Source organism: Micromonospora endophytica, assembly GCF_003236305.1.
Taxonomy (GTDB): Bacteria; Actinomycetota; Actinomycetes; order Mycobacteriales; family Micromonosporaceae; genus Micromonospora; species Micromonospora endophytica.
In genome coordinates, this window is sequence record NZ_POTX01000217.1 from 1 (window position 1) to 9,930 (window position 9,930).

Genomic DNA, 9,930 nt, shown 5'->3' on the forward strand with positions numbered 1-9,930 from the left:
GCTACGGCCCACCTCCCGGCGGTTACGGCACGCCTCCCGGCGGTTACGGTGGGCCCCCCGCCGGTTACGCCAGCAACGAGGACAAGACCTGGGTGTTGATCGCCCACTTCGGCGGGGCCGCCGGGATGTTGATCGGCGGTGGTGTGCTCGGCTGGATCGCACCGCTGGTCGCGATGCTCGCCCGCGGCAACCAGTCCCCGGCGGTCCGCGCGCACGCGGTGGCCGCGCTGAACTTCCAACTGCTCTGGTCGATCGTCGCGCTGGCGGGCTGGATTCTCGGCTGCATCGGCATCGGCGTGTTCATCGGCTTCGCCGCGATGATCATTGGCATCGTGTTCGGCGTCATCGCCGGGGTGAAGGCCAACGAGGGGCAGTACTACCGCTATCCGATGACGGTCAACATGGTCAAGTGACGTCCGGTCACGGCAGCAGGTCCCGGACCACGGCGTCGGCGAGCAGCCGGCCGCGCAGCGTCAGCACCGCGCGGCCGGCGGCGTGCGCGGGTGCCGCGAGCAGACCGTCGGCCACCGCCCGGTCCGCCGCCGTCCGACCGGCGTCGTCGAGCACGTCCAGCGGCAGGCCGGTGGCCAGCCGCAGCCGGAGCATGACGTCCTCCATCCGCGTCTCGTCGGCGGTGAGCACCTCGCGGGCCAGCGCCGGCGACTCACCGGCGGTCAGCCGGCGGGCGTACGCGGTGGGGTGTTTGACGTTCCACCAGCGCACCCCGCCGACGTGGCTGTGCGCGCCCGGACCGAGGCCCCACCAGTCGCCGCCGGTCCAGTAGAGCAGGTTGTGCCGGCAGCGGGCGGCCGGCGTACGGGCCCAGTTGGAGACCTCGTACCAGGAGAAACCGGCCGCGTCGAGGGCGGCCTCCGCAGCCAGGTAACGGTCCGCGGCGACGTCGTCATCGGGGTACGGCAGCTCACCGCGACGCATCCGGGCGGCCAGCCGGGTGCCGTCCTCGACGATCAGGGCGTACGCGCTGACGTGGTCCACCCCCGCGGCCACCACCTGGTCCAGCGAGGCGGCGAAGTCCTCGGCCCGCTCCCCCGGCGTACCGTAGATCAGATCCAGGTTGACGTGGTCGAACCCGGCATCGCGGGCCTCACGCGCGGCGTCGGTGGCCCGGCCGGCGCGGTGCCGGCGGTCGAGGACGGCGAGCACCCCCGGCGCCGCCGACTGCATGCCCAGCGAGATCCGGGTGTAGCCGGCGGCCCGCAGCTGTTTGAGTGACGCGGGGCTCACCGACTCCGGATTGGCCTCGGTGGTCACCTCGACGTCGCCGGCCAGTCCCCAGGTGCTGTCGATCGCGTCGAGGATCCGGGCCAGCTCGTCGGCGGGCAGCAGGGTGGGGGTTCCGCCGCCGACGAAGACCGTCTCCACCTGCCGGGGCGGCGTGTCGCCGAGCACCCGGGCGGCGAGCGCCAACTCGGCCAGCACGGTGTCGGCGTAGCCCTCCCGGCTCGCCCCACCACCCAACTCGTCTGCGGTGTACGTGTTGAAGTCGCAGTAGCCGCAGCGGCTGGCGCAGAACGGCACGTGCACGTAGACCCCGAACCCCCGTTCGCCGACGCGGGCGCGGGCGGAGGCGGGCAGCGATCCGTCGGTCGGGACGGGTTCGCCTGCTGGAAGGAGGCCGGGCATGGCCACTAGTGTGCCGTCCCATGACGTCTACCGACGCGCTGGTACGGGTGGCCACCGGCCACGGGGTGAGCACCCTCACCCTGGACAGCCCGCACAACCGCAACGCGCTCTCCACCCCGCTGATGACCGAACTGCTGGCCGGGCTGGCCACGGCGGTCACCGACGACACGGTCCGGGCGATCGTGCTGGACCACACCGGTCCGGTCTTCTGTTCCGGGGCGGACCTGAAGGAGACGGCGGCGGCGTACGCCAGCGGGACGGTGCCCGCCGGGATGCTGGGTGACGTGCTGGCGGCGGTCCGGGAGTGCCCGAAGCCGGTGCTGGCCCGGGTCGCCGGCCCGGCCCGCGCCGGCGGGCTGGGTCTGATCGCCGCGGCCGACCTGGCGGTCTGCGCGGCCGAGGCCACCTTCGCCTTCACCGAGGTACGGATCGGGGTGGTTCCGGCGGTGATCTCGGCGACCGTGCTGCCCCGGCTGACCTCCCGGGCGGCGGCCGAGCTGTATCTGACCGGTGACACCTTCGACGGCCGGCGAGCCGCCGAGATCGGCCTGGTCACCGCCGCGGTGCCGGCTGACGAACTGGACGGTGTGGTGCGGCGCTACTGCGACAGCCTGGTCCGCGGCGCCCCGGCGGCGCTGGCTGGCGTGAAGGAGTTGCTGCGCCGCCCAACCGCCACCGACCTGCGCGCTGAGCTGGTGGAGCTTTCCGCCCTCTCGACCCGCTACTTCCTCTCCGAGGAGGGCATGGAGGGCGTCACCGCGTTCCGCGAGAAGCGTCCACCGCGCTGGGTGGACGAACTCGGCAGGTGAGGAGCGGCCCGGTCCGGGAACCTCCCTCTCGGCATGGCCGTCACGTGCGGTGATGGAACCGGACGGACGACGGCGTATCGGCCGAACGGGGACGTACGCTGGGCGGGTCGTCGTACGGGAGGTGTGGGTGCGGACTCGGGCAGGCGTGGCGGGTTTCGTCGTCCTCGTGCTGGTCGCCGTGATCGGCGTGGTGCTCGGCATGCGGCAGGTCGGTGACAGGATCCGGCTGCCCCTGGCCAGCCGGTCGTGCACGGTGCAGGCGGACGGGACGGTGACCCTCAACGCGCACCAGATGGCGAACGCGGCGACGATCGCGGCCATCGGCATCCAGCACGAGTTGCCGGACCGGGCGGTGGTGGTGGCGTTGGCCACCGCGTACCAGGAGTCGGGGTTGCGCAACCTGGAGGGCGGTGACCGGGACTCGGTCGGGTTGTTCCAGCAGCGACCGAGTCAGGGTTGGGGCACCCCCACCCAGATCCGCGATCCCCGGTACGCCGCCGACAAGTTCTACGCGGCGCTGAAGAAGGTGCGCGGCTGGGAGGAGATGCGGGTCACCGACGCCGCGCAGAAGGTGCAACGTTCCGCCTTCCCGGAGGCGTACGAGAAGTGGGCCGACGAGTCGGAGGTGCTCACCCGGGCCCTGCTCGGCAACGCCACCGGCGCGGTGGTCTGCACCTTCGGCGGGGATCCGGCGATGCGCGGCGAGGCCGCCGCCACCGCGTTGAGCCGGGGGCTCAACCTCGACTGGGGGCTTACCTCCGCGGTCACCACGGCCAGCCTTACCGGCCTCACCGTGGCCGCTGGCGACCAGCGCGAGGGCTGGCGGTACGCGCACTGGCTGGTCGCGCACGCCAACGATCACGGGGTGAAGCGGGTCCGCTTCGGCGACCTGGAGTGGACCAACCGGGGGGACTCGTGGACCCGGGTCGGCGACGAGTCCGACCGGACCGCCGAGGTGGTCGCCGAGGTCTTCGGGGACGCCTGACCGGTTCCGATCTCCTTACCCGCAGTCACCGCAAAATCCGGCATCGCCCGACAAATGCCCCACCCAAGGGGCATCTGGTGACCTTTCGTAGTCACATCACCGCCCTGGGTCGTCGCACCTGTGGAACCGTCACCGGCTGCCTCCCGATGCTGGGTCCGGCGCGTTACGATCGGCGGCCTGTGCCCAGAATTGGTTTCACCTCTTGGGGAGGGGTACGACGTGGTATTCGACTACGGCGACCGGACCGGCTACGAACCGATCAGCGACGTCGATCGCAAGGAGTTCCATGAGCAGGGCTTTCTCCTGCTGCGCAACGTGCTGACCGAGGACCACCGGGCCGCTCTCGAGGCCGCGGTCGACCGGGTCTACGAAGAGGAGAAGGCCAAGGGCAAGACCACCAAGGACGGCACCCTGCACCTGCTGGGTTTCCTCGATCGGGACGAGCTCTTCGGTGACCTGCTCACCCACCCGATCGCCTTCCCGTACATGTGGGGCCTGGCCGGGTGGAACATCTACAGCCACCACAACCACCTCGACGTCACCCCGCCGGCCCTGGAGCCGGAGAAGCCGTACTGGGGTTGGCACCAGGACGGGTACCGGCAGAACTCCGACCCGGAGACGATGGACCCGAACCTGCCCCGGCCGATGTTCTCGCTGAAGGTCGCCTACGTGCTCTCCGACCTCTCGGAGACCGGCCGTGGCGCGACCAAGGTGATCCCGGGCAGCCACCTGTGGAACTCGCTGCCGCGTCCGGCGGACACCACGGTGCACAACCCCGACCCGGAGGGCACCGTCGAGATCACCGCCAACCCGGGCGACGCCTTCATCTTCGACCGGCGCCAGTGGCACTCGCGGTCGACGAACCTGTCGACCATCACCCGCAAGATGCTTTTCGTCGGTTACACCTACCGGTGGATCCGCCCCCTGGACGAGCTGCACATCGACAAGGACAGCGAGTGGTGGAACAACCGCACGCCGGTGCAGCGCCAGCTCTGCGGTGAGGGCACCCACACCGCGAACTACTGGGGCATCAACTGGGACGGCTACATCGACGACGAGATCCCGCTGCGCAAGGAACTCAAGCAGCGCAACCTCCTCAACCGCAACATCCCCTGGCTCCGCTGAGGTGCAAGGAGGGGCCCCCTGTTAACGCCTGGTGTGGTACAGGGGCCCCCTGCTAACAACAACCCGCTGACAACAACCCGGCGCACGCGAAGGGCGCCCGACCTGAACGGTCGGGCGCCCTTCGCGTATCAGTTGTTACCGGTGGGTGACACCCCGGCGGTTGCGGCCCACCCCGGCGACCAGCGCGACCGCGACGGCGGCCAGCAGCACCTGGAGCATCAGCTCCCGCCAGTCGATGCCGGCGGTCTCGGCGAAACCGGAGGCGCGGGCGATCACGGTGCCGAGCAGCGCGGCGCCGACACCGATCAGCATGTGCAGCCAGATCGGCATGTTCTGCCGGCCCGGTACCACCAGACGGCCCAGCGCACCGACGATCAGACCGACGATCAGCGCGGTGATGATGCCCCAGACGGTGAGCTCCATGGTCGCTCTCCTTCACACAAGAAGTTCCGATTTTGTGGTGTTGCTGTCGTGACCGCCTAATGCCCGACCCGCGAAGTTCCCAAACCGGCTTTCATGTCGACTCTCGGCAGGAAAGTTCGAACCGCACAGCGAGCAACGTGACGACTCGCCAGGCTGCCCAGCACCTCGGGACAAGCGGGTACGAGGGCCGCGCGGAAAGGCGACGAAAGGCCAGGCCCCGGGGTACGCGGGAATCGGTAACGCCGACGGCGGGGAATACGCCGACGGGCGCCCGGCCGGGTATGGCCGGACGCCCGCGAGGCGTGTGTGGTGCTGGAGTCAGCGGTGGGTGATGCCGCGGCGTCGGCTCCCCACGCCGGCCACCACTGCGACCGCGATCGCGGCCAGCGCGACCTGCACCGCGAGTTCGGCCCAGTCGACACCAGCGGTCACCGTGGCGATGCCCATCGCGCGGGCGAGCACGGTGCCGAGCAGCGCCGCACCGACGCCGATGAGCATGTGCAGCCAGATCGGCATGTCCTGGCGTCCTGGCACCACGAGGCGGCCCAGCGCGCCGATGATCAGACCGACGATCAGCGCGGTGACGATGCCCCAGACGGTGAGCTCCATTGTCGCTCTCCTAACCTGAAGAAGTCGTTGTGTGGGGGGTTCCTGTCGTGTCGGCTCCAGTTCCCTGAGCGCCGAAATCCCAAACCGACCCCGACGGCACGCCCCACCCACGGCATCAGTGACGATCTTGTCGCCAGTCGATGCCGTATCCATCTCCGCAGGTCAAATGCGCCTTACCCAGCCCGTCACTTCTTCCCGGACGCCTTACCGTCACCGGAGTCGGAGGAGAGCGCGGCGATGAATGCCTCCTGGGGAACCTCGACCCGGCCCACCATCTTCATCCGCTTCTTGCCCTCCTTCTGCTTCTCCAGCAGCTTGCGCTTACGGCTGATGTCACCGCCGTAACACTTGGCGAGCACGTCCTTACGGATCGCCCGGATGGTCTCGCGGGCGATCACCCGGCTGCCGATGGCCGCCTGGATCGGCACCTCGAACTGCTGGCGCGGGATCAGGTTGCGCAGCTTCGCGGCGATCGTGGTGCCGTACGCGTACGCCTTCTCCTTGTGCACGATGGCGCTGAACGCGTCCACCGGCTCACCGTGCAGCAGGATGTCGACCTTCACCAGGTCGGATGCCTGCTCCCCGGAGGGCTCGTAGTCCAGCGAGGCGTAGCCCTTGGTGCGGCTCTTGAGCTGGTCGAAGAAGTCGAAGATGATCTCGGCGAGGGGCAGCGTGTAGCGCAGCTCCACCCGGTCGGCGGAGAGGTAGTCCATGCCGAGCAGGCTGCCCCGACGCCCCTGGCACAGCTCCATCACCGCGCCGACGTAGTCGTTGGGGGTCAGCACGGTGGCCCGCACCGTCGGCTCGTACACCTCGGCGATCTTGCCGGTCGGGTACTCGCTCGGGTTGGTGACCACAACCTCCTGGCCGTCCTCCTGAATCGCCCGGTAGACCACGTTCGGCGCGGTCGAGATCAGATCCAGGTTGAACTCCCGCTCCAGGCGCTCCCCGATGATCTCCAGGTGGAGCAGGCCGAGGAAGCCACAGCGGAACCCGAAGCCGAGCGCGCCCGAGGTCTCCGGCTCATAGGTGAGTGCGGCGTCGTTGAGCTTGAGCTTGTCCAGCGCGTCGCGCAACGCCGGGTAGTCCGACCCGTCGATCGGGTAGAGCCCCGAGTAGACCATCGGCTTCGGGTCCTTGTAGCCACCAAGCGCTTCGGCGGCCGGCCGGTTGTTGATGGTGACGGTGTCGCCGACCCGGGACTGGCGTACGTCCTTCACCCCGGTGATCAGATAGCCGACCTCGCCGACGCCGAGCGCGTCGGCCTTCACCATCTCCGGCGAGATGACGCCGATCTCCAGCAGCTCGTGCACCGCACCGGTCGACATCATCTTGATCCGGTCCCGGGCGCTGATGCGGCCGTCGATCACCCGGACGTAGGTCACCACACCCCGGTAGACGTCGTACACCGAGTCGAAGATCATCGCGCGGGCCGGGGCCTCGGCGTCGCCGACCGGGGGGACGAACTGCCTGACGATTTCGTCGAGCAGGTACGGCACCCCCTCACCGGTCTTGCCGGAGACCTTGATGCAGTCGGCCGGGTCGCCGCCGATCAGGTGGGCCAGTTCCTCGGCGTACTTCTCCGGCTGGGCGGCCGGCAGGTCGATCTTGTTGAGGACCGGGATGATGTGCAGGTCGTTCTCGAGCGCGAGGTACAGGTTGGCCAGCGTCTGCGCCTCGATGCCCTGGGCCGCGTCGACAAGCAGGATGGCGCCCTCACAGGCCGCCAACGACCGGGACACCTCGTAGGTGAAGTCCACGTGCCCCGGGGTGTCGATCATGTTGAGCACGGCCTGCTCGCCGGCCCGCTCGCCCTCCCGGATGGTCCACGGCATCCGCACGGCCTGGCTCTTGATGGTGATGCCGCGTTCCCGCTCGATGTCCATCCGGTCGAGGTACTGCGCGCGCATCTGGCGCGGGTCGACCACGCCGGTGAGCTGCAACATCCGGTCGGCCAGGGTCGACTTCCCGTGGTCGATGTGGGCGATGATGCAGAAGTTCCTGATCCGCGCCGGGTCGGTGGCACCAGGAGCGTTCGCGCCGGGATCGAGCGTCGGTGGCACAGCGGTCCGTTCTGGTCGGCTGACGGTGAGCAGGCCGGCGCATGCCGGCCTGCTCTATGCTCCCACGTCCCCGGCGGACCGCCGCCGCGCGGGCGAACCAGGCGCCACCGGGCCCGCCAGCCGCCGCGCGGGCGAACCAGGCGCCACCCGGCCCGCCAGCCGCCGCCGCGCGGGCGAACCAGGCGTCACTCGGCCGGTGGCTCCGCGAAGAGGGTGGCGAGCCGGGGCAGCCGCCGCCGGGCCTCGTCGGCGTCGTCGAAGTCCCAGAAGTCGTTCAGGTCCGGCGTCCGCGCCGCCTCGCGCTCCGCCGGCAGATCGGACGCCGTCGCTTTGCGGTACGCGTCCCACGGCACGGCGAGCATCTGCGCGCACTCGAACTCCTCGCCGCTGAGCGAGGCCGTCCGGATCTCCGGCAGCTCGGCCAACGAATCCGGGTCGGCGACCGCGCGGGCGAAGACCTCGCGGCCCCGCGTCATCAGCCAGCCCCGGAAGTACTCGAACCCGTCGTCGGAGGCACCCCCGTTGATCAGGTACGCGGCCCCCCAGAGATCGACCCGGTAGGAGGCGGCGAGGACCCGCTGCTGGTGGCGGGCGTACCCGACGATCTCCTCCGGATCGCGAGCGGCGAGCAGCGCGACGGCCCGCGCCGCGACGGCGTCCGGCTCTCCCCCACCGGCACCGGCCTTCTCGATCAACTGCCAGAAGTCGTCGGTCCTCATGGCCTGGCAGTCTGTCAGATGTGCCGACGGTCCCGCGTATTCGACGGAAACAGCGCGACCAGCCGAGGAAAGCGGCGGGCCACCTCGACCGGGTCGGCCAGATCCCACTCCTTGTCGGTGGGGTCGGGTGACAGGCTCAGCTCATGACCGCGGGCCTCGGCCGCCTCGTCCAAGCCGTCCGCGATGCCGGTGACCCGCTTGTACGCGTCGCCAGCGACGTAATCCAGCGACTCCCAGTCGGGCCACTCGTCGTCGTCCCAGTCACGGACTCGGCGGCCGGCGAGCCGACGTATCTGCGGCAGGTCGGCAAGCGAATCCGGCTCGGCGGCCACCCGTTCGAACGTCTCCCGGCCCAGCCCGACCAGCCATGCCTGGAAGTAGTGGAAGCCATCGTCGGAACAGAGTCCTTGGCACACGTGCAGGGCGGCGCCCCACATGTGCCAGCTGTCGACCCGCGCCCGAGCCTCGTCCAACCGCACCGCGAAGTCCACCACCTCGTCTGCGGGCCGCTCCGCCAGCCGGTCGGTCAGCCAGGCGAGCCGCTCGTGTTGGTCGGCGGTGGCCACGGCGGACGCGTCGATCAACACCCAGAAATCGTCGGTCGTGAGCACCCGCCGAGTATCGCCGGGCGGTACGACATCGGGCAGCATGGTCGGGTGAGTGATCCCGGTCCGCCGCCCGTGGCGTACCACGCGACCGCCGAACGGCCCGCCTGGCGCACGCTGCCGGCCGCGCTGCGCTCGGCGGTGTCGGCGCGGCTCGGCGCCGACGTGGTCGAGGTCCGTGGCGCCGGTGCCGGCTTCACCCGAGGGTTCGCGGCGGTGCTACGCACCGCCGACGGGGGCAGCGCGTTCGTCAAGGCGGCCGCCCACGCCGAGCAACCGCACCTGGTCGACTGGTACGCCCGAGAGGCCGCGATCCTCGCCCGGCTGCCCGCCGGGTTGCCGGCCCCCCGGCTGCGCTGGACCCTCTGGGAGGCCGACTGGTACGCGCTCTGCCTGGACCCGGTCGACGGCCACACTCCCCGGCTACCGTGGCGCCCGGCCGAGTTGGACGCCACCCTCACCGGGTACGCCGACATCGCCGCCGCGTTGGCCGTACCCCCGACGGAGCTGGCCGACCTCGGCCTGCCCCGGCTCGCCGACCTGGCCCGTGACGACATCCTCTGGTGGGGTGAGGTGGCCGCCGGCCGGGAACCCACCCCGCCGCTGCCCGCCTCGGCAGCACGGCGGCTGGCCGAACTGGTCGCGCTGGAGTCCCGGCTGCCCGAGTACGCCGCCGAACGCACCGGGCTCACCCACGGTGACCTGCGGGTGGACAACGTACTGATCGGCCCGACCGGGCAGGCCTGGTTCTGCGACTGGACCTGGCTGTGTCACGGCCCGGCCTGGTTCGACCTGGCCAACCTGTTGATCACCGGGTACGCCAGCGGCCTGGACGTCGACACCCGCTTCGCCACCCACCCCGCCGCCACCGACGCGCCCCCGGACGCGCTCGACGTCACGCTGGCCGCCCTAGCCGGCTACCACCTCACCTCCGCGTCCACCCCACCC

At 70.5% G+C, this 9,930-nt stretch carries 11 protein-coding genes; 5 read left to right on the forward strand and 6 right to left on the reverse strand.

Annotation, left to right across the window (positions count from 1 at the left end; all coding sequences use genetic code 11):
• The coding region (locus C1I93_RS24085; RefSeq protein ID WP_146603569.1) for a DUF4870 domain-containing protein at positions 1–413 on the forward strand (413 nt) is incomplete at its 5' end.
• A 7-nt stretch (positions 414–420) separates the two neighbouring features.
• On the opposite strand, the gene hemW is transcribed toward C1I93_RS24085, so the two are convergent.
• Positions 421–1,644 (reverse strand): radical SAM family heme chaperone HemW, encoded by a 1,224-nt coding sequence (gene hemW / locus C1I93_RS24090; protein WP_111245575.1) that lies wholly within the window; start codon positions 1,642–1,644, stop codon positions 421–423.
• Positions 1,645–1,664: 20 nt separating this feature from the next.
• On the opposite strand from hemW, the gene C1I93_RS24095 reads away from it, so the two are divergent.
• From C1I93_RS24095 to C1I93_RS24105, 3 genes are all read left to right on the forward strand, one after another.
• A complete protein-coding gene (locus C1I93_RS24095; protein ID WP_111245568.1) occupies positions 1,665–2,453 on the forward strand; it encodes an enoyl-CoA hydratase-related protein in 789 nt (262 codons plus the stop codon).
• A gap of 121 nt (positions 2,454–2,574) precedes the next feature.
• Complete coding sequence (locus C1I93_RS24100) at positions 2,575–3,438, forward strand: hypothetical protein (RefSeq protein WP_223256324.1); 864 nt, start codon at positions 2,575–2,577, stop codon at positions 3,436–3,438.
• Positions 3,439–3,657: 219 nt separating this feature from the next.
• Entirely contained in the window at positions 3,658–4,563 is a 906-nt protein-coding gene (locus tag C1I93_RS24105) for a phytanoyl-CoA dioxygenase family protein (RefSeq protein ID WP_111245569.1), read from the forward strand.
• Between the two features lie 135 nt (positions 4,564–4,698).
• On the opposite strand, the gene C1I93_RS24110 is transcribed toward C1I93_RS24105, so the two are convergent.
• From C1I93_RS24110 to C1I93_RS24130, 5 genes are all read right to left on the reverse strand, one after another.
• Positions 4,699–4,986, reverse strand: a complete 288-nt coding sequence (locus tag C1I93_RS24110; RefSeq protein WP_093407532.1) for a GlsB/YeaQ/YmgE family stress response membrane protein — start codon at positions 4,984–4,986, stop codon at positions 4,699–4,701.
• 318 nt (positions 4,987–5,304) lie between these two features.
• Positions 5,305–5,595 carry a GlsB/YeaQ/YmgE family stress response membrane protein gene (locus tag C1I93_RS24115; RefSeq protein ID WP_111245570.1) on the reverse strand — a complete coding sequence of 97 codons (291 nt, stop codon included), beginning with the start codon at positions 5,593–5,595 and terminating at the stop codon, positions 5,305–5,307.
• Between the two features lie 185 nt (positions 5,596–5,780).
• The gene (lepA, locus tag C1I93_RS24120) at positions 5,781–7,658 is read right to left on the reverse strand and encodes a translation elongation factor 4 (RefSeq protein WP_111245571.1); all 1,878 of its coding nucleotides are present in this window, start codon (positions 7,656–7,658) and stop codon (positions 5,781–5,783) included.
• A gap of 185 nt (positions 7,659–7,843) precedes the next feature.
• Positions 7,844–8,377, reverse strand: a complete 534-nt coding sequence (locus C1I93_RS24125; RefSeq protein ID WP_111245572.1) for a DUF4240 domain-containing protein — start codon at positions 8,375–8,377, stop codon at positions 7,844–7,846.
• A gap of 14 nt (positions 8,378–8,391) precedes the next feature.
• Positions 8,392–8,988: a DUF4240 domain-containing protein gene (locus C1I93_RS24130; protein WP_181445302.1), complete on the reverse strand. Its 597-nt coding sequence runs from the start codon at positions 8,986–8,988 to the stop codon at positions 8,392–8,394.
• A 27-nt stretch (positions 8,989–9,015) separates the two neighbouring features.
• Between C1I93_RS24130 and C1I93_RS24135 the strand changes: the two genes are divergently transcribed.
• A partial coding sequence (locus C1I93_RS24135) for a phosphotransferase family protein (protein WP_438819588.1) occupies positions 9,016–9,930 on the forward strand: 915 nt, incomplete at its 3' end.

Coding starts and splice junctions, on each gene's coding strand:
- hemW (WP_111245575.1), bottom strand. CDS start 1,644: ATGCCCGGCCTCCTTCCAGCAGGCGAACCCGTCCCGACCGACGGATCG.
- C1I93_RS24095 (WP_111245568.1), top strand. CDS start 1,665: ATGACGTCTACCGACGCGCTGGTACGGGTGGCCACCGGCCACGGGGTG.
- C1I93_RS24110 (WP_093407532.1), bottom strand. CDS start 4,986: ATGGAGCTCACCGTCTGGGGCATCATCACCGCGCTGATCGTCGGTCTG.
- C1I93_RS24115 (WP_111245570.1), bottom strand. CDS start 5,595: ATGGAGCTCACCGTCTGGGGCATCGTCACCGCGCTGATCGTCGGTCTG.
- C1I93_RS24125 (WP_111245572.1), bottom strand. CDS start 8,377: ATGAGGACCGACGACTTCTGGCAGTTGATCGAGAAGGCCGGTGCCGGT.